General features: G+C 60.5%; 13 protein-coding genes. 10 read left to right on the forward strand and 3 right to left on the reverse strand.

Features of this window, described 5'->3' with window-relative positions:
- Nucleotides 1-134: 134 nt before the first annotated feature.
- Nucleotides 135-3,743 carry a CHAT domain-containing protein gene (locus tag A6A03_RS13715; RefSeq protein WP_066789433.1) on the reverse strand — a complete coding sequence of 1,203 codons (3,609 nt, stop codon included), beginning with the start codon at nucleotides 3,741-3,743 and terminating at the stop codon, nucleotides 135-137.
- Between the two features lie 147 nt (nucleotides 3,744-3,890).
- Here A6A03_RS13715 and A6A03_RS13720 point away from each other — a divergent pair, with 147 nt between their 5' ends.
- The 10 genes from A6A03_RS13720 (at nucleotide 3,891) to A6A03_RS13765 (ending at nucleotide 16,487) form a co-directional block, all read left to right on the forward strand.
- Entirely contained in the window at nucleotides 3,891-5,435 is a 1,545-nt protein-coding gene (locus A6A03_RS13720) for an aldehyde dehydrogenase family protein (protein ID WP_066789436.1), read from the forward strand.
- 36 nt (nucleotides 5,436-5,471) lie between these two features.
- Nucleotides 5,472-6,296 (forward strand): ABC transporter ATP-binding protein, encoded by an 825-nt coding sequence (locus tag A6A03_RS13725; RefSeq protein ID WP_066789439.1) that lies wholly within the window; start codon nucleotides 5,472-5,474, stop codon nucleotides 6,294-6,296.
- Between the two features lie 751 nt (nucleotides 6,297-7,047).
- Complete coding sequence (locus A6A03_RS13730; RefSeq protein ID WP_066789442.1) at nucleotides 7,048-7,323, forward strand: metal-sensitive transcriptional regulator; 276 nt, start codon at nucleotides 7,048-7,050, stop codon at nucleotides 7,321-7,323.
- Between the two features lie 16 nt (nucleotides 7,324-7,339).
- The gene (locus tag A6A03_RS13735; protein ID WP_066789445.1) at nucleotides 7,340-7,564 is read left to right on the forward strand and encodes a heavy-metal-associated domain-containing protein; all 225 of its coding nucleotides are present in this window, start codon (nucleotides 7,340-7,342) and stop codon (nucleotides 7,562-7,564) included.
- A gap of 186 nt (nucleotides 7,565-7,750) precedes the next feature.
- Nucleotides 7,751-10,303, forward strand: coding sequence for a heavy metal translocating P-type ATPase (locus A6A03_RS13740; RefSeq protein ID WP_066789446.1), 2,553 nt, complete (start codon nucleotides 7,751-7,753; stop codon nucleotides 10,301-10,303).
- A 214-nt stretch (nucleotides 10,304-10,517) separates the two neighbouring features.
- Nucleotides 10,518-11,156 carry an HDIG domain-containing metalloprotein gene (locus A6A03_RS13745; protein ID WP_066789448.1) on the forward strand — a complete coding sequence of 213 codons (639 nt, stop codon included), beginning with the start codon at nucleotides 10,518-10,520 and terminating at the stop codon, nucleotides 11,154-11,156.
- Nucleotides 11,153-12,451: a diaminopimelate decarboxylase gene (gene lysA, locus A6A03_RS13750; protein WP_066789450.1), complete on the forward strand. Its 1,299-nt coding sequence runs from the start codon at nucleotides 11,153-11,155 to the stop codon at nucleotides 12,449-12,451. Before A6A03_RS13745 ends, lysA begins: the two co-directional genes overlap by 4 nt.
- A 52-nt stretch (nucleotides 12,452-12,503) precedes the next feature.
- The gene (locus A6A03_RS13755) at nucleotides 12,504-13,403 is read left to right on the forward strand and encodes an ROK family protein (protein WP_066789453.1); all 900 of its coding nucleotides are present in this window, start codon (nucleotides 12,504-12,506) and stop codon (nucleotides 13,401-13,403) included.
- Between the two features lie 820 nt (nucleotides 13,404-14,223).
- Nucleotides 14,224-15,861 (forward strand): amidohydrolase, encoded by a 1,638-nt coding sequence (locus A6A03_RS13760; protein ID WP_066789456.1) that lies wholly within the window; start codon nucleotides 14,224-14,226, stop codon nucleotides 15,859-15,861.
- A gap of 266 nt (nucleotides 15,862-16,127) precedes the next feature.
- A complete protein-coding gene (locus tag A6A03_RS13765; RefSeq protein WP_216636351.1) occupies nucleotides 16,128-16,487 on the forward strand; it encodes a nucleotidyltransferase family protein in 360 nt (119 codons plus the stop codon).
- A 74-nt stretch (nucleotides 16,488-16,561) separates the two neighbouring features.
- Here A6A03_RS13765 and A6A03_RS13770 read toward each other — a convergent pair whose 3' ends face one another.
- Nucleotides 16,562-16,810, reverse strand: coding sequence for a hypothetical protein (locus tag A6A03_RS13770; protein WP_066789463.1), 249 nt, complete (start codon nucleotides 16,808-16,810; stop codon nucleotides 16,562-16,564).
- A gap of 73 nt (nucleotides 16,811-16,883) precedes the next feature.
- Nucleotides 16,884-18,098, reverse strand: coding sequence for an NAD(P)/FAD-dependent oxidoreductase (locus A6A03_RS13775; protein WP_066789466.1), 1,215 nt, complete (start codon nucleotides 18,096-18,098; stop codon nucleotides 16,884-16,886).
- Nucleotides 18,099-18,404 lie beyond the last annotated feature (306 nt).

Consider the following 18,404-nt stretch of genomic DNA (forward strand, 5'->3'; position numbering starts at 1 on the left):
TCCCGAACCGGGTCGTGAAACGTCGCAGCGCCGATCCTACTGGCGGCTCTCCGCTGGGAACCTAGGTCCACGCACCCTCCCGATGAAAAACCGCTCGCAACTCGTGATAGTTGCGGGCGGTTTTCGTTTTGGTTTCAACTGATCCGCCGTTGAATGCTGTCGCGCGCAATATACCACTGGGTACGCAGTTCAAGCGGCCAATATGGGCATTCAGTATCTAATTCGCGTAGTGTCTGCCGGTCACCAATCCATGCCAGTGCCTCTATTGCTTTGCGACGCAGATAGATAGGCTCTGGGGCATTCACCGGTGTGTCGAGCCTAAAGTCGCCAACGATAAAGTGTGGCAGTGGTTGCCGCCAGAGGGCAATCTCTTCAATAAACTGTTTAATCGTCATTGTGTCATTGCTCTGGCTACTGGCAATAGCGATCGTGCGATGAGCTATTTCTCTCCCCATCCATGCAAGTGACTGCAAAGCGCGTGCTTTGACATTCTGGCTTGGATTCGTGATCAATAGTTTGATGAGCCATTCGATAATAAACGGTTGGTTGATACGCAAACGACCAACCAGATACGCTAATTGTTGCGCGGCTGGATTGGGCATACTGCGTTTGTAGCGGATCAGGGCGGAAATTAATGGCACGACATATTCCGCGTCAAACAACGTAAGCGCGTCGGCTGCTGACCACATCGTGTCAATCCAGTCGTCGCTGATTTTGGTGCCGGCAGTATCGGTCGGTCGAGTAATCATCCGCAACAAGAAGCGTGCGTCACATGATTGCTGCGCTGGTGATGTACTGACGTCCGCCAGTGCAAAGGCAGCAATGGCCCGTTCGTGCGGGAGTGGCGATGTCATCAGACAGCGGCGAAGCTCATGCCTCCCTCCTTCACCCTGTAACCAGCGATACATCAGTTCGATGAGCGGGCGATCATCGCGGAGTTGTTTGAGCGGAATGGTTGTCCGATCAAATGCTTCTTTTGCTTGAGCGGGGTTGCGCTGGCGGCGAAAGTCTGGCAGATAAAGATCGCGGAGGGCGCGGGCAGCCGCAATACGCACATTGGTGTATTCGTAGCGCAGGCCACTGCTCGTTTGGCGCACTTTGTCAACGAGTATCCGGCGCAATTGCTGGCGAACTTGGAAATGATCGATTTTGCCAAGGGCACTGACGAGCAATTCTCGCCGTTCCGCACTCGGTTCTCGTTGTTCATCAAGATGAATGAGGCAGTTGTCGATCAATTCATTACGCAATGTGAGCGGCACTAACTGGAGTTTTTCATCTGGCAATGCCTCAAGACAGCGGGCAGCGAGCACCGCAAGCCGGCGGTTGCCGTTGCGGAGAGAGCTGGCGATGCAACTGAGCAATTCATCGGGCTTATCGAGCAGACTGGCCAGCGCATAGAGGACATCCTCCCACCAACGTTGGCGTTCAACATCAGCGCACAATGCGACAATGTCGGCTAACCGTTGTGAGTGATCGGGAGCGCGGTAGAGCGCTTGTGCCGCGCAGTAGGCAGCGACCGCCTGATTGGTAAAGCGAATATCGCGCTGGCCGGCGATAGTAATGAGCTGGGTATTGCTTAATTGGCGAAACAGATCTTCGAGACTGTAGTCGCGATTACGCCGCACTGTCGCGAGGATTGTGAACAATTCGCTGATTGAGAGGTAGTCAGTCATATTCCAGCGCATGTGCCACGCGATCTGGTAGAGGCTTTCACGGGCCACATCACCCATCTGGTACCGCTGATCGAGTTCGCGGAGTTCTTGGGTGAGAAATTCATCGATGACGTGGTAATAGGTGACCGGACGCTGATTGGAGTCAGAGAGACGATCAACGATCAGCAGCAGCATGCGCGGGTCGCTGGCTAGATGATAGAGGCGGTTATCACGCATTCGATCGAGGAGCGCGCGTGCGCGCCGGCGTTCACGTTGGCGAATGTAGGCGACGATGGTTGGTTCATCAAGGGGTTGAATGGCCAGAAGCTGCACTTGATGTTCAAATGTCAGCGATGCAAAGGTTTGGGGTGCTGCAACGACAAACACTTGATCAGGCAGGCGAGCGCGGAAGGTGTTCAGATCACGGATGAGATCTTTCCAATGCGATTCGGCAACTTGCTCAAGATCATCGAGCAGGAACGCAAGGCGTGGACGTTGGGTATCGCCGCTGGATGAGCCGCGAAACAGACGGTCGAGGGTATCGGCAAATGCTGGGTGCTGGTGGCGTACCTGTTCGACGATATGATGATGGAGACGTGGCTCGCCGCGTGCTTGTTCGTAGCCGGCCAGTGAAATGAGTACGCCAACAGGGGCATTGATGTCAAAAAGCGCGTTACGGGCCAGATCGTAACAAACCCGGCGGAGAATGGTCGTTTGGCCGGACTGATGGGAACCAGTAAGAGCGATGAACTGGGGTGAATCACTTGTGTGGCCAGTAATCAGCTTTACTAATGTATCGCGCGTTGAGCTAGGCTGCGGGGCGTTTTCTGGCCGGCGATAGAGAAATTGCCAATGTTGGCCGTAGGGTATCTCTAGGCAACCAACATCAATGTATTCATTACCGGCCCAGCGTTTGATCTCATCTTGCTGCAAGACCCATTCGATATAGCTGAGCAGAACGCTCGGTTGGAACAGGCGACCGCTACTGAGGCGGGTGTACAGAACCGGGGTACTCCAGCCAACCGTATCTGGCCGATAGATACGCCGGCGAGCAGTGGCAACCGCTAGATCAATGAGGCCATTGCGCAGCAGCATCTCGGTGAGGTGCTGAGTGAAAGCGCGTGCAAGCTCAATGGCCACTAAGCGTTGCATTGCAAGCACGGCTGGAATGCCGCTTTCGGCTATGAGACGAACAGCCAGATTGCTGAGGGGCGCTTGGAGATCAACGGTGGCGCTGTTGCACGCTACCAGCACGATCAATGCTGGTTTGTGCGAAGCCGGCAATGTGGCCAACACGCGCGCTAGTTCGCTCCCATCGAACAGCCGGCCACGTCGTTGCGGCCCGTGTTCGAGCAAAAGGCGGGTGCCGTGTTGGGGCAGAAAGAGTGCGTGGCCTAGATACAGGACGACATCAAAGCCACGTTCGCGTTCGTTGAGCAATGAACCACGTTCAAGCGCAGCTCGCAGCGCTGTTTCTTCGGCGATGGGCAGTATCTCGAAGCTGAGTTGGCCGTTATCGGTAAATGGGCGAAAACGCTGGCGAAAATCTTGCTCGGTAGCTTTGCGGTCGAATGGAGATAGGCCCCACCGTTCAAGATCACTCGGTTCGCTCAGGGCCAAGAGCATGCGGATTGGGCGATGTTCAATCGGGTCGCTAAGCGGAAATTGCTCGCTGTCAACGTAGCGCGAAAAGAGGATATGATCGCTGGTAGAAAAGGGCAGCGGCCGGCTCTGGTTGTCGGAAGCGGGTAAATGGAGCAGCTCCCACGGGATCGCTTGGAGTTCACCATCGAGCGGGTCAAGCGCAAGCCGGAGGCGGAGCGGTTCTTGTTGTTGCAGCGCGGTTTGCCGGGCAACGTGAAAGGCATGGCTCAGCCGGCCCGGAAAGAGCCGGCGAAACAATTCTTGTCCGTACCGGCTGATTGCGTCCGGGTCGGCTGTTTCCGGCGAAGCGAGGTCAAAAGCCACCTCTTCGGTTGATACCAGCCGGCGGCCATCGCCAAATTCAAGCTCGATGATGTAACTGCTTGGAGTACCGGGCCGGCGATGTTGTCGTCGTGGCCGGACAAGGATGTTCGTGCGGCGCTCCATACGTGTTGCTCCGTAGTTGGTTCAGATTGCATTATAGTGTAGCATTAAGAGGGTTAGAAGGACATAAGGAACGAGTGTATTATGATACGGTCAAGGCATGTTATACTGTGATTGTGCGAAATATCACAGTGCCGGAAGAGGAGCAGCATGAGCAAGATCATTGCACCAGAGTGCGAGTGGCCGCGTTTGATGGCGCAATTGCGAGCGGCAGCGCCGGAAGCGTTCAATGCCGATGGTCACGTGCTCAATTTGATCGAAGGGACGTGGGGGTGGCCGGGGCATGGCAAGCACTATAGCACGGCGATCGATGGCAGTGAATTGGGACTGATGCCAATGATCGATCTCGAGACGGCCAAGCGAGCAGTGCGGTTTGCGGCGCGCGAACACGAAACATGGTCGCAGGTTGATCTCGATGAGCGGCGCCGGCGGGTGAGCGAAGCGTTGGCCGGTCTGCGTCAGCAACGTGATCTGATCGCCTACTTGCTCATGTGGGAAATTGGCAAGCCCTACCAGTTGGCGTGCGATGATGTCGATCGCTGCATCAGCGGGGTAGAGTGGTACATTGAGCAGATCGAATGGATGATGAACGGTCGCCGTCCGCTCGGTCTGATCTCAAACATTGCTTCGTGGAACTACCCCTATTCGGTGTTGATGCATGCAGTGCTGGTGCAGGCGCTGGCCGGCAATGCGGTTATCGCCAAGACGCCTTCGGATGGCGGGTTGTTTGCATTAACGCTCGGATTTGCCATCGCGCGGCGGGCAGGATTGCCGGTCTCGCTCGTGAGCGGATCGGGCGGTGCGCTGAGCGATGCGCTCGTGCGCAACGCTGATGTGGCCTGTTTAGCGTTTGTTGGCGGCAAGACGAATGGGCGCGATATTGCCGCTTCGCTCTATGATCGCAACAAGCGCTATATGCTCGAGATGGAGGGCGTCAACTGCTACGGGATCTGGGATTTCTCGGATTGGGCGAATCTCGCGCAGCAGATCAAGAAGGGATTTGCGTACGGGAAACAGCGTTGTACCGCCTACATCCGCTATGTCGTACAGCGGCGACTCTTCCCCAAGTTTCTCGATATGTATCTGCCGGTGCTGAAGAGTCTTCAGATCGGTAATCCCGTCTTGGTGGATCGACCGGGCGATCCGTTGCCCAAGCTCGATTTTGGCCCCTTGATCAATGCGAAAAAAGTGGAAGAGCTGCGCGTGCTCTACAGCGAGGCGCTTGGCGCTGGGGCGATTTGCGTGTACGAGGGCGATCTGAATCCGGCGCTCTTCCTGCCTGATCAAGACATTTCGGCCTATATGGCGCCGATTGCGCTGCTGAACGTGCCGCGCAACTGCCGGCTGCACCATAACGAGCCGTTTGGCCCGGTTGATACGATCGTGATTGTCGATAGCGTTGATGAACTCATTAGTGAGATGAACATCTCGAATGGCAATCTGGTTTCGTCAATTGCAACCGACGATCCGAAATTGGGCCAGATGATCGCGAGCGAACTGCGCGCATTCAAGGTTGGCATCAACAAAATGCGCTCGCGTGGCGATCGCGATGAGGTGTTTGGCGGGATGGGCGCGTCGTGGAAGGGGTGCTTTGTCGGCGGCAAGTATCTGGTTGATTCGGTGACCGTTGGCGCGCCGGGTGAGCGGTTGTACGGGAATTTCCCTGACTATACGCTGTTGCCGGAGCAGCGGTGATGCACCGAGCGGGTGCAAGGGCATTATAGACAGGACATGGCCATTACCGTTGATGAGACGAGCATCGCGCTGCACGATGCTGTTCCGGCTCCTTATGCGATCGATGTCCGGGCAGTGACCAAGCGCTACGCAACGCGCACCGGTGCGGTGCAGGCGCTGGCCGGCGTTGATGTGACGGTGGCGGCTGGCGAGGTTGTGGCGCTGGTTGGGCCAAGCGGGTGTGGCAAGAGCACCCTGTTGCGGATCATTGCCGGGCTGGAGCAGCCGGATGCGGGCGAGGTGCGGCTGTTTGGCCTATCACCAGCGCAAGCGCGGCGCGAGCATCGGTTTGGGATTGCGTTTCAGGCTGCGGCTTTGCTCGAGTGGCGCGACGCGGCAGCGAATGTGGCCCTGCCGCTCGAGTTAGCTGGTTGGCCGCCGGCAAGGCGCACCCAGCGGGTAGCCGAGCTGTTGGCGCGGATGGGCTTGAGCGATGCAGCAAGCCGCTTACCGCGGCAGTTGTCGGGCGGCATGCAGCAACGGGTGGCGCTGGCGCGGGCTTTGGCGTTGGCGCCGCCGGTGTTGTTGCTTGATGAGCCGTTTAGCGCACTTGATGAACTCACCCGCGAGCAGTTGCAGGGCGAGCTGCTCGATCTGCTGGCGACGATCGAGCCGGCGCCGGCAGTGTTGCTGGTGACGCACAACCTTGCTGAGGCGGTATTATTGGCTGATCGAGTGGTGGTGCTGAGCCGGCGACCGGCGCAGGTGCTGGCGGAAGTGCCGATCGATCTGCCGCGTCCGCGCCGGGCCGAATTGCGCGACGACGAGCATCTGCACCGGCTGGTGGCCGAGGTGCGGACGGTGTTGCGGAGCGATGGTTGATCAAGCGTCATTTAGTACTGCCCTCACCCCTAGCCCATCTCCTACTGGGTTTCAAGGGTGGACAGAACCTCTGAATCCCGCTGCGCGGGTTATTGGCCCTCACCCCCGGCCCCTCTCCCACCTAACGGCGGGAGAGGGGAGCGTAGAGCTGGGCGTTGCGGCATCGCACAGCGATCAACGGGTGTGACCAACCACATGTTCTGTTTGCCCTTCCCCGCTGAGATAGGGGAGCGGATCGACCATCTGATCCGGCACCCGGCTCGGAAGGGTTGGGTGATGGGTACGAGGTCTGCTGCGCGGGCGGAATAGCCACGAAAAGACACAAAAGGCACAAACATCGTAAGATTGTTTGCATCGTTTGGGGGTCTTTGAGGCTATGCTGCGCGGTGGCCCTCACCCCCAGCCCCTTGCCGGTGGGTTCAAGGGCGGACAGAATCTCTGAATCCCGCTGCGCGGGTTATTGGCCCTCACCCCCGGCCCCTCTCCCACCTAACGGCGGGAGAAGGGAGCGTAGAGCTGGGCTTTGAGGCATCGCACAGCGACTCACAGTTATGATTGCCCAAGTTCTTTCCGTCTCTCTCTCGCTCGGCGGGAGAGGGGTGCTATGTTGGGGCGGAATGAGATAGCCGTAATCCGGTCATAGTAAATAGCGCAAAGATTGCTTGCCTAATGACAATCGAGTGTGCTATACTGCCTGTACCACCCCCTCCCCCGGGGGAGGGGGTATGCCAAACCGGAAGGAGGTGAGCCGATGGATCACGAGCACAAGCAGCAGATCCTCAACCGCTTAAAGACGATTGAGGGCCACATTCGCGGCGTGCAACGCATGGTTGAGGAGGATGCCTATTGCATCGATCTGCTCAATCAGACGCGCGCGATCCAGCAGGCGCTCGCCAAGCTTGATGCCGTCATCCTTGCCAACCATTTGCGCAGTTGCGTTACGACTGCGATTCGGAGCGAAGATGTCGGCGAACGCGAGCGGGTGCTCACCGAGCTATTGCAAGTCTTTGAGAGTACGCATCGTTAGTAAGGGAGGCGAACCGATGGTAACTGAGCAGTTCCGCGTTCCGGGGGTGTCGTGCCAGCATTGTGTCCATGCGGTGCGCAAAGAGGTCGGCGCGCTCGACGGTGTGTCGCAGGTTGAGGTCGATTTGACCAATAAGATTGTGACCGTCGTGCATGATGACGATGTTGATATTACCGAGATCGTGATGGCGATCAAAGAGGCCGGTTACGACGATGTGACGCCGTTAGGCATTGCGTGTTAGCGGTTATCCTGTAGAGCCGCACGGCGGTGCGGCTCCACCCCATTCAGGTGCAGCCGGCGGTATTGCAGGCCGGTTACGACGATGTGACGCCGTTAGGCGTTGCGTGTTAGGGGGTACCCGTAGAGCCGCACGGCTGTGCGGCTCCACCCCAATGAATGAAAACCACATTCACCCAAGGTAATCGCCATGGCCGAACGTGAAATCATCCTGTCTGTCACCGGTATGACCTGCGCGAGTTGTTCGGCGCGGGTCGAGAAGGCGCTGCGCAAGACGCCGGGAGTGCTGAGCGCCGAAGTCAATTTGGCTAGCGAGCATGCGCTGGTACGGTTCGATCCGGCGCAGGCGCAGCCAGCGGCGTTGCAGGCCGCGATCGAGCAGGCCGGTTATGGCGTGGTCACCGATGAGATCACGCTGGCCATCACCGGTATGACCTGCGCGAGCTGTTCGGCGCGGGTCGAGAAGGCGCTGCGCAAGACGCCGGGGGTGTTGAGTGCTGAAGTCAATTTGGCCAGCGAGCAGGCGCTGGTGCGCTATGCACCGGGCATGGTCGATCGAGCCGATCTCGTCAAGGCAGTTGAGCAGGCTGGCTATGGCGTGATTACGCCAGCAACAACTACTGCCGAGACGGAGGATGTCGAGGCGCGGGCACGGGCGCACGAGATGGCAGTACGCCGACGCCGGCTAGTGGTCGGCGTGGTCTTTAGTTTGCCGCTGTTTGTGCTCTCGATGGCGCGCGATTTCGGTCTGATCGCGCCGTGGCTGATCGGGGAAGGGGCAGCGATGGCGGCAACAATGGCCGGTTCATCAATGGCTGAAATGATGCACATGATCGCCGCCCGCGACGATCTGCTCAACTGGCTGTTCTTGGCCCTCGCGACGCCGGTGCAATTCTATTCGGGCCGTGACTTCTACCGCTACGCATGGCGGGCGCTGCGCATGCGCACAGCGACTATGGACACCCTGATCGCGCTTGGTTCGTCGGCGGCCTATTTCTACAGCCTCGTTCTTTTGCTCAGCGGCGCTCCCGGCCACGTCTATTTCGAGACCGCGGCGGTGATCATCACCTTAATTCTGGTCGGCAAGTACCTTGAGGCACGGGCGAAGAGCCAGACGAGTGCGGCGATTAAGGCGCTGATCGGTTTGCAACCGAAGACGGCGCGCGTGCTGCGCGGCGGCCAAGAGGTTGATGTGCCGCTGAGCGAGGTGCGGGCTGGTGAAATGGTGATTGTGCGTCCGGGGGAAAAGATTCCGGTCGATGGGGTCATCGTTACCGGCGAATCAACGGTTGACGAGAGCATGCTGACCGGCGAGAGTCTGCCGGTCGAGAAACGAGCCGGCGATACTGTCTTTGGTGCAACGATCAACCGTAGCGGCAGCTTCCAGATGCGGGCAACGCGGATCGGCAAAGACTCGGCGCTGGCCCAGATTGTACGGCTGGTGCAAGAGGCACAAGGCTCGAAAGCGCCGGTGCAGGCGTTGGTCGATCGGATTTCAGCCGTGTTTGTGCCGATCGTGATCGTGATCGCTCTACTGACTTTTGCTGGTTGGCTGTGGGCCGGGGCTGGTCTCACGCAGGCAATGATCTTCGCGGTGGCCGTGCTGGTCATCGCTTGCCCGTGCGCGCTCGGCTTGGCGACGCCAACGGCGATCATGGTCGGCACTGGCGCCGGCGCAACGCACGGCATCCTGATCCGTAATGCCGAAGCGCTGGAGCGGGCAGCGAGTTTGCAGACGGTGGTGTTCGATAAGACCGGCACCATCACTCATGGCCGGCCCGAAGTGACCGATATTGTGGCCGTGGCGCAGCCGGTGTTGGCGCAAGCTGGTGTGGCTGAGGCGCCGGCTGATTTGGCGCTGTTGCAACTGGCGGCGGCGGCGGAAAGTCGCAGCGAGCATCCGCTGGGGATGGCGATAGTCCAAGCGGCGCAGGCACGTGGGTTGCCGATCGAGCGTCCCACCCGGTTTCAGGCGGTGAGCGGGGCCGGCGTCGAGGCTGAAGTGAACGGACAAACGGTCCTGATCGGCACACCGGCATGGCTGGCCGAGCGCGGGGTGGATGTGACCGGGTTTGCAGCGACCGTTGTTCAGTTGCAAGCCAGCGGCAAGACGGTGATCGTAGTGGCGGCTGACGGCGAGGCGCGCGGTGTGATCGCGCTGGCCGATACCGTCAGACCCACCGCTGCCGCAGCCGTGGCCGAGCTGCGCCAGATCGGCTTGGACGTGGCGTTACTGACCGGCGACAACCAGCGCACCGCCGCGGCGATTGCGGCAGCAGTTGGCATTCCGGCCAACGCGGTCTATGCCGAGGTCAAACCGCATGAGAAGGCGGCAATCGTGGCTCGCTTGCAACAGAGCGCAGCCAGCGCCAAGCCGCGGCGCGTGGCCATGGTCGGCGATGGCATCAACGACGCGCCGGCGCTGGCGCAGGCCGATGTCGGCATCGCGATGGGCAGCGGCACCGATGTAGCGATGGAGACCGCTGACATTACGTTGATGCGCAGCGATCCGCGCGGTGTCGCGCAGGCGATTGCGCTGAGCCGGGCAACGGTGCGTACCATCCGCTGGAATCTGTTCTGGGCCTTTGCCTACAACGTGATCTTAATTCCGGTAGCGACTGGTATCTTCTACCCGCTGACCGGCTGGCAGTTAAGCCCGGTCTTAGCAGCGGCAGCAATGGCCTTTTCGTCGGTGTTTGTAGTGAGTAATTCGCTGCGGTTGCGCGGGATACGGTTGGGGTAGGGCGGTGTAGCCGCTCCATTTGTCATTGCGAGGGCGCACAGCGCCTGAAGCAATCTCCCGCTTCAGCGCAACCAACCTGCTCAGGCATAGCACTCGTGCATGGCTTCGCCGCACGGGGGCAGAGCATCGCTCTGCCCCCGTGCAGTTCGCAATAATCGTGGTATCATATCCTTGATACAGCAATAGTTCCCAATTGATGCCTAAAGGAGCCGCGATGCTCACCGATACTGCTCGCCAAATTATGCATGAATGGATTACCACTGATAGTCTGCGCAAGCATTGCGAGGCAGTGGCGGCATGTATGAGCCACTTTGCCGCTAAGCAGGGCGCTGATGTTGATCTGTGGACGGCGGTGGGGCTGTTGCACGATCTCGATTTTGAGCGTTACCCGCACATGCCGGAAGCCGGGCCGGCGACGACGGCTATTGCGGAAGCGTTGATCCGCGGTGATGAGGTGCCTGCCGAGTTGCCCGGCCATCCGTTCTACGGGGTGGCGTATTTGCGCTCGACGGGGTGGTCGCCGGAGATCTTGCGGGCGATTCTCAGCCATGCCGATTACAGCGGCATTTTGCCGGAAACGCCGCTTGAACGCACCCTCTACGCGGTTGATGAGTTGAGCGGGTTTGTGACCGCGGTGGCGCTGGTGCGGCCCGACAAGAGCATTCATAGCGTTGAGGTGTCGTCGGTGCGCAAGAAGATGAAGGATAAGGCGTTTGCCGCTAAGGTCAGCCGCGAAGGGATTGTGCATGGGGCCGAGGTGATCGGCATGGAACTCGACGCGCTGATCGGCGAGGTGATCACCGCGCTGCGCGCTGCGGCGCCGCGCCTCGGTCTGGCGGGGATCAACCAATGAGCCTCGCGCCGCACGTCTGGCCAGCGACGGCTGCCGTTACCGGCGGCAGGCTTGTCGTGGGTGGGTGCGATACGGTGGCGCTGGCCGAACAGTTCGGCACCCCGCTCTATCTGCTTGATGAGGCAACGTTGCGAGAGGCGATGCGCGCCTACCGGCAGTCGTTTGCCGCCGCCTATCCCGGCCCGGCGCGGGTGCATTACGCTGGCAAGGCGCTGCTCAATACGGCGTTGGCCCAGATCGTGGCCCAAGAGGGGCTAGGGCTGGATGTCGTGTCAGCGACTGAGTTGCTGGTCGCGCGGCGGGCCGGAGTGCCGATGGCGCATGTCCATCTGCACGGCAACGCCAAAAGTGACGCCGAGCTGGAGCGGGCAGTGGCGTGGCGGGTGGGGGCGATCGTGGTGGATAATCTCGACGAGCTGGCCCGTCTACGCGCCATAACTGCCCAGCTCGCCGAGCCGCAAGGGGTGTTGCTGCGGATCGCGCCAGCGATCGAGGCCGATACCCACGCGCACATTGCGACCGGTGGTGAAGCGGCGAAGTTTGGCTTGCCGCTGGCCGCGCTTGATGAGGCCGTGGCGCAAACGCTGGCTGCGCCGGGTTTGCGCTGGCTAGGGTTGCATGCGCATATCGGTTCGCAACTGTTTGCGCTCGATCAAGTTGTGGCCGCCGTTGACGTGCTGGCTGCTCAAGCTGCCCGCCTGCGTGAGCGGTTTGGGGTGATGCCGGTTGAACTGAGCCCCGGTGGCGGGTTGGGGGTGCCTTACACTGCCGAGCAGCCACCGGCCGATATTGCTCGCTATGCGCAGGTGGTGAGTGCGGCGCTGCAAGCGGCGTGCGCGCGTTACGATTTGCCGCTGCCCCGGCTGACGGTCGAGCCGGGCCGGTCGATCGTGGCGCGAGCAGGGGTGGCGCTGTACCGGGTGGTGGGGCGCAAAGGCCGGCGCTGGCTGCATATTGATGGCGGCATGGGGGATAACATCCGGCCAGCGTTGTACGGTGCGCGCTACAGTGCGGTGCTAGCGAATCGCGCCGGCGAGCCGGCTAGCGAGCCAGTTGCTGTCGGCGGACGCTATTGTGAATCGGGTGATGTGCTCTTGCCAGAGATTGCCTTGCCGCCAGCGCAGCCGGGCGATCTGGTAGCAGTGGCGACGGCGGGAGCCTATACGCTCAGCATGGCCAGCAACTACAATCTTGTGCCGCGCCCGGCAGTGGTGTTGGTCGGCGATGGCCAAGCGCGCCTGATCCAGCGCCGCGAGACCGAGGACGATGTGCTGGCGCGCGATGTGATGTTGTGATGGTGGTTGGATGTGGTCGTGGGACGCCGTGTTATCGGGGTGAGGTGTGGTGATGGCGGAACGGCTCTACGGCGGGATTGAGGCGGGTGGGACGAAGTGGGTGTGTGCGATTGGGACGGGGCCGGACGATATTCGGGCCGAGATCCGTTTTCCGACCACAACACCCGCCGAGACGTTAGGGCAGGCGATTGCGTTCTTTCGCGCCCATCAGCCAGCGCAATTAGCGGCAATCGGGGTAGGTTCGTTCGGGCCGGTCGATCTCAACCGCGCGTCGCCGCGCTATGGCTCTATCACCACCACCCCCAAGCCGGGTTGGGCTAACACCGACGTGGTTGGGGCGCTCACGCAGGCGTTGGGCCGTCCGGTTGGGTTTGATACCGACGTGAATGTGGCTCTGTTGGGCGAATGGCGGTGGGGCGCGGCGCGCGATTGCGACGTGGCGGTGTACATCACGGTGGGTACCGGCATTGGTGGTGGGGCGATGGTGGGAGGGAGATTGGTGCATGGCCTCATCCATCCCGAAATGGGCCACATCCGGCCTGTGCGCGACCCGGCCCGCGATCCGTTTCCCGGTATCTGCCCCTACCACGGCGATTGTCTGGAAGGGTTAGCGTGCGGCCCAGCGATGAAAGCGCGGTGGCAAACACCGGCAGAGCAGTTGCCGCCTGATCATCCGGCGTGGGAACTCGAAGCTGACTATTTAGGGCAGGCGATGGCGACCTTGCTCTGCATGCTCTCGCCAGAGCGAATCATCATCGGCGGCGGTGTGATGAGCCAGCCCCAGATGTTTCCGCTGGTGCGGGAGGCGACGCAACGCTGGCTGAATGGCTATTTGCAGCATCCGCGCATTCTCGCCAACCCTGAAGATCTGATCGTACCGCCGGCTTTAGGCGCGCGCGCCGGTGTGCTGGGGGCGATTGCGCTGGCGATGGCAGCGGCGGAGGGATATTAGGGGAATAGCCACAAAAAGACACAAAAATCGCACAAAAAATGACCATCATCGTGGGTGTCTTTCGTGGGGTGGCGAAATCAACCTGCGCGGCGGGCCTCGTCGTCGTTGCTGTTGCCCCCACCCCGTGCCCCTCCCCCGCTGGGGGAGGGGACGGATGACACCATTGCCGCTCTCCTCGCTAGGGGAGGGGAAAGACGGCTCCCTCCTCTGGAGGTTCAAGGGCGGACAGAACATCTGTCTGGAACCCGGCCCTAAAGGGCCGGCCTATCGTTACAAAGCCCGCTCGGGTTTTGCCCCCACCCCTTGCCCCTCCCCCGCTGGGGGAGGGGACGGATGACACCATTGCCGCTCTCCTTGCTAGGGGAGGGGAAAGACGACTCTCTCCTCTGGAGGGGGAGGCTATGGATGGGACAAGAACCGCACATCATCTATCAGCGTGAGCTGCGCGTTTGTGAGGCGAGGCAATCTCTTGATTACGGGTGATCTGTTCTTAGCGGTCGTTCGCGCTGAAGGAGGAGATTGCTTCGGGCGCTGCGCGCCCTCGCAATGACAAAGGGGGCGCGCCCTCGCAATGACAAAGGGGGCGCGCGCTCGTAATGTCTTATCTGTCATTGCGAGCCGCGCGTAGGGGCAGAGCGATGCTCTGCCCCCGCGCGGCGAAGCAATCTCCCGCGAGCACGGGAGCAATGTCCTGAACGCACGCTGTTCGCTAGCGCAGGAGATTGCTTCGGGCGCTGCGCGCCCTCGCAATGACAAAGGGGGTGCGCTCTGCGCAATGATGTGCAAGCATGTTAGTGATGATAGAAATGAGGAGACCCCTATGCTGCTCGCCCGTGATCTTGCCCCTGACCTGATTCTGCACAATGCGGCGATCTCTACGCTCAACCCAGCGTTGCCGCGGTGCAGCGCGATTGCCTGCAAAGATGGCCGGATTGTCGCGGTAGGAGATGACGCTGATGTCTTGGCGCTGGCCGGGCCGGCGACGCGCCGGATCGACCTCGGCGGGCGGACGGTGATCCCCGGCATTAATGACGCTCATAACCACATGCTTGAGATGGGTTTGAAGCTGCGCCGGATCGGGCTTGACGATTGCACGTCGATCGCTGAGATGGTCGAGCGAGTGCGAGCAGTGGCGGCGCATACGCCTGCTGGCCAGTGGATCGTTGGCGAAGGCTGGAACGAATCGCTCTTTCGCGAGGGCCGGCTGCCGAACCGCCATGATCTCGATGCCGCGACTACGGCCCATCCGGTCTTGCTCAAGCGATTCTTCAACATGGATGTGGTAAACACGCGGGCGCTGGAGCTGGCCGGGGTGACGGCGGCGACGCCTGATCCGGCAGGAGGCAAGATCGAGCGCGAGGCTGATGGCGCGCCCACAGGGATTTTGCGCGCTGCCGCCAAGGAACTCTGCCGGCGGTTGTTGCCCGCGCCAACGCAGGCCGAGTGTGTCGAGGGGCTTGAGGCTGCCGGCAGAGCCTACCTTTCCTACGGCATCACCAGCATTCTTGACCCCGGCTTGCAACCGTGGGAGATCCAAGCCTATCTGGCGGCGCGGCGGGCGGGCCGGTTGCCGGTGCGGGCCAACCTGCTCGTCTCGTGGCACGGCTTCCGTGAAAGTGAAACGCGCGCCGAGCTCGAAGCGCGGGCGGCTGCGTTGGGCGGTCTCAGCGGGTTGGGTGACGAATGGCTGCGGATCGGCGCGCTCAAGATGGCCATTGACGGCGGCACCACCTCGCACACGGCATGGATGTTCCAGCCATTTCTGGGTGAAGACCGGGTGTACGACTACAACCGGCTCGATCCCGAAGACCTTGTCGAGTTTTTTACCCGTGGCCACACCTTGGGGTGGGACATCGGCATTCACGCGATCGGTGATCGAGCGCATCATGAAGCGGCCCGCGCTTTTGCCGAAGTGATCGCTGCCCATCCGCGCGAGCATCGTCACAACCTGATCCACGGCTACTTCGCCACCGAAGAGAGCTTGCAACACATGGCGCGGCAAGGCTTAGCGGTTGTCATCCAACCCACCTTCATCTACTACGAGGGCGATGACCTCTTCCGCGATGTCGGGCCGGAGCTGGCGGCGCGTTACAAACCGATGCGCACCTACCTCGACCGGGGCATCCGGGTGGTGGCGACCAGTGACGTGCCGAGCACGGTGCATTTCAATCCCTTCATCGGTCTCTACGCGCTGGTGACGCGCAAGAGTTGGAAGGGTACGCCAATCGCGCCTGATCAGGCAGTTAGCCGGGAAGAGGCATTGTATGCTTACACCGTTGCCGGGGCTTGGCTGACCCGTGAGGAGCATCTGAAGGGGCCGCTCGCCCCCGGTATGTTGGCCGATATGGCGGTGCTTGATCGCGACTACTTTACCTGCCCCGCTGAAGAAATAAAGGATATTCAGGTCGAGCTGACGATTCTAGGTGGGCAGGTGGTGTATGAGCGGAACGCAGCTTGACCGTATGGAGTGCGGCAGTTTGACTGCCGCACTCCAAAACATTGCGTTACCGTAGCGCAGGTATCATCACAACAACGTTGCCCCCACAACACCGGCACTGCACCAGTCTGCACCGCCTCGGCAAGGTGGCAGCCAACGATCGCGGCAAACGGCATCCTAAACTGACGATTCTGGGTGGGCAGGTGATGTATGAGCGGAATGGGTAGGGGAAGAGTGTAGATTGGTTGTGTTATGATATGAGTATACGTAAACTGATGATCACCATCATGACCACCGATCAAGCAGTGCAGGCAACAGATTGGCAGATGAGCACACTATCTGAAATTATCCAACAATGTAAAGCTGCGCTGGCGGCCTACTATGGCGCACGGTTCAGAGGTCTTATCCTCTACGGATCGGTGGCGCGTGGCGAATCTGATCCAACTAGTGATATTGACCTCCTGATCTTACTTGATCAACCCTTTGATTATGTGAGCGAGCTGCGCCAGATCATCGATATTTTGTATCCGGTTCAGCTCGATTCACCGTGGTTGATTTCAGCCAAACCTGTGCCGGTTGGAGATTTCGAGCGGGGAGCCATCCAACTCTATCGGAATATTACACATTCCACACATATCAGAATGTAATCGGGCGTTCAGCACGAATATATGGAGTGCGGCAGTTTGACTGCCGCACTCCAAGACATGTCGCACAAACATCACTACACCAACGTCACCCGCTCCATCCCCAACAGCGCCAACGCCGCCGGCATGGTACCAGTCTGCACCGCCTCGGCAAGGTGGCGGCCAACGATCGCGGCAAACGGTATCTCGTATGGAGTGCGGCAGTTTGACTGCCGCACTCCAAAACCTTTCAATACCGTAGCGCAGGTATCATCACAACAACGTTGCCCCCACAACACCGGCACTGCGCTAGTCTGCACCGCCTCGGCAAGGTGACGGCCAACCATCGCCGCAAACGGTATCTCGTATGGAGTGCGGCAGTTTGACTGCCGCACTCCAAGACATGTCGCACAAACATCACTACACCAACGTCACCCGCTCCATCCCTAACAACGCCAACGCCGCTGGCATGGTACCAGTCTGCACCGCCTCGGCAAGGTGGCGGCCAACAATCGCGGCAAACGGCATGCCGTGGCCAGAGAAGCCGCCGACCGCAAACAGGCCGGGGGCAGGATTGGCCACAATCGGCAGATAATCGGCGGTGAACGCCATCGCGCCTGACCAGCGCCGTTCAATCGCAATGCCGGCGAGCGTGGGAAAGAGCCGGCCCAAGCTGGCCTCAATCGCATTCTGCACTTCGGGACTCACTTCGCCGGGGAGCGCACCCACATCGTGATCGGGCGCGACAGCGCGGCAGCCGCCGAACAGCACCTGCCCGCCGGGCAATTGCTGGCCATACTCGCCAGTAGGGGTCAGGCTAGCGCCGAAACCGCAGGCGATAAACGGCTCAACCGGCACGGTGCAGAGCGCCTGCCCGCGCACCAGCTTAATCCGTTGCGCCAATTCAGGCACTATCTCACCGCTCCACGCATTGACGGCGATGACCGCGGCGGCGGCGCTGATCGCACCGCGATCGGTGAGCAAGCGCAGCCGGCCAGCATCGCTGGCAATGCTTTGCACGGTGATCCCCCAACTGAAGCGCGCGCCGTAGCGGTGAGCGGCGGCGAGCAGGCCATGCACCAACTTGGCGGAATGGAGCGTACCGGCGGCGGGGTTGAGGCGGGCGCCGGTGACGGCGGCGCCGAGCGGGATACCCACCATCTCTTGGGTGGCAGCGCGATCGAGCAGGGCCGCTGGGAAGCCATCGGCTTGCAGCGCGGACACGGTAGCGGCGGCGATTGACAATTGCGCTTCGCCAATCGCAATATTCACGTTGCCGTGCAGGCGTAAATCGCAATCGATCCGTTCCTGCTCGATCAACTCTACTAACAAGCGCTGCCCGGCCAAGCTGAGAGCGTACAACTCGCGCGCCGCCTCGTGGCCGTGGCGGGCCGTCGCCGCGAGATAGTTTTCGGCCAAACCAGCCGAGAGCAAGCCGCCGTTATTGCCGGTCGCGCCGGCTGCCGGCCCCTGCCGGTCGATCACCAGCGGTTGCAAACCGGCTCGCGCGAGCCAGAGGGCGGTCGCTGCACCGACGACACCGGCGCCAACCACCACCACTTCGGCGGTCGCCGGTGGATCGATGGTCGGCAGTGGCGGACGATCGAGGGTGGCATGCCAGTGCGAGATCAGCATAGGCGTTCTCCAAGGTGAATATTACGCTCTACTATACACGTTTTAACGAAGGTTGCATGGTACCGTGCTTGTAAAAAGTGTGGCAATTGCCCTGATCCACCGTCCAATTGGGGGCACGCCTGTGGTTGCTAGAGACATGCCAATATGGAGTTCGGCAGCCAAACTGCTGCACTTCATGACGTACCGCATCAGTGCGGCTCGCACCGGAACCTCGCTGTAGGCGGATATGCATGGTATGCGAGAGTTTCACTGCTGCACTCCATCCATTTGTGCGGCAACCTTGCCGCGCGTAGATATATATGGAAT

Origin of the sequence: Chloroflexus islandicus, from assembly GCF_001650695.1 — a bacterium.
GTDB classification, from domain to species: Bacteria; Chloroflexota; Chloroflexia; order Chloroflexales; family Chloroflexaceae; genus Chloroflexus; species Chloroflexus islandicus.

Bases quoted from the DNA above. Each gene is read 5' to 3' on its own strand.
- A6A03_RS13755 (WP_066789453.1), top strand. From the start codon at position 12,504: ATGGCGGAACGGCTCTACGGCGGGATTGAGGCGGGTGGGACGAAGTGG.
- A6A03_RS13765 (WP_216636351.1), top strand. From the start codon at position 16,128: ATGACCACCGATCAAGCAGTGCAGGCAACAGATTGGCAGATGAGCACA.
- A6A03_RS13740 (WP_066789446.1), top strand. From the start codon at position 7,751: ATGGCCGAACGTGAAATCATCCTGTCTGTCACCGGTATGACCTGCGCG.
- A6A03_RS13735 (WP_066789445.1), top strand. From the start codon at position 7,340: ATGGTAACTGAGCAGTTCCGCGTTCCGGGGGTGTCGTGCCAGCATTGT.
- A6A03_RS13760 (WP_066789456.1), top strand. From the start codon at position 14,224: ATGCTGCTCGCCCGTGATCTTGCCCCTGACCTGATTCTGCACAATGCG.
- A6A03_RS13775 (WP_066789466.1), bottom strand. From the start codon at position 18,098: ATGCTGATCTCGCACTGGCATGCCACCCTCGATCGTCCGCCACTGCCG.
- A6A03_RS13725 (WP_066789439.1), top strand. From the start codon at position 5,472: ATGGCCATTACCGTTGATGAGACGAGCATCGCGCTGCACGATGCTGTT.
- A6A03_RS13745 (WP_066789448.1), top strand. From the start codon at position 10,518: ATGCTCACCGATACTGCTCGCCAAATTATGCATGAATGGATTACCACT.
- A6A03_RS13715 (WP_066789433.1), bottom strand. From the start codon at position 3,743: ATGGAGCGCCGCACGAACATCCTTGTCCGGCCACGACGACAACATCGC.
- lysA (WP_066789450.1), top strand. From the start codon at position 11,153: ATGAGCCTCGCGCCGCACGTCTGGCCAGCGACGGCTGCCGTTACCGGC.
- A6A03_RS13730 (WP_066789442.1), top strand. From the start codon at position 7,048: ATGGATCACGAGCACAAGCAGCAGATCCTCAACCGCTTAAAGACGATT.
- A6A03_RS13770 (WP_066789463.1), bottom strand. From the start codon at position 16,810: ATGGTTGGCCGTCACCTTGCCGAGGCGGTGCAGACTAGCGCAGTGCCG.
- A6A03_RS13720 (WP_066789436.1), top strand. From the start codon at position 3,891: ATGAGCAAGATCATTGCACCAGAGTGCGAGTGGCCGCGTTTGATGGCG.